The sequence below is a fragment of the Arthrobacter sp. 4R501 genome (assembly GCF_002929755.1).
Classification (GTDB): domain Bacteria; phylum Actinomycetota; class Actinomycetes; order Actinomycetales; family Micrococcaceae; genus Arthrobacter.
In genome coordinates this window covers 1-577 of sequence record NZ_PJIW01000066.1, presented here as the reverse complement: position 1 = coordinate 577, position 577 = coordinate 1, and the positions used below count along the sequence as shown (strand labels likewise).

Here is a 577-nt window from a genome sequence, read left to right as displayed (position 1 = left end):
GTAGCCTCGGCCATGGCGCTTCGGTAGGCCTCTGACGATTTATCAGCCGTTACCCGGACACTGTCAGCCGGAGGCGCTGGAACCGGAGAGGCGGTTGCCAGGGCCGGCGCGGGCGAAGCCGTGGTGGACGGTACCGGAGGGGCTGTCGCCGGCGTCGGCGCCGGTGTCGCCGTAGCGCTCGGTGACGGTGCGACGGCGACGGCCGGCGCCGCCAGGCCAGGCCCGGCAATGAGGGAGACGGCAAGGAGCACGGCCCCAACTCGACTAGCGCGGTGGCTATTGGGGGGAAGTAGGGTCCGCTTCATTTTCCGCTCCGGAACAACACGCTCATGGCAGTGTCATGGTGATCCCGCGCCCAGGACCCAGCAATGCAAGGCTGTCCGGGACTCGAGAATGTCTGACTTGTCGCGCCAACCATATACGGGGCGAAAGGGTGAAGACAGAGTTCCCAGTGTTACCTGTGTGAAAATTGTTGCGAAAATGCGGAAAGTTTTCCACATACAGCCGAACAGGCCCTTGTCTGGCCGGGTCGTCACCCATAGCTTTAACCCAATTGCACCGCCCGGGGGACAGGGCG

The 577-nt window shown here is 64.1% G+C and carries 1 protein-coding gene; it reads right to left on the bottom strand.

Features of this window, described 5'->3' with window-relative positions; genetic code table 11:
* Positions 1 to 251, bottom strand: a 251-nt coding sequence (locus CXR02_RS22725; protein WP_219816479.1) for a hypothetical protein, incomplete at its 3' end; no start/stop codon positions are given.
* Positions 252 to 577 lie beyond the last annotated feature (326 nt).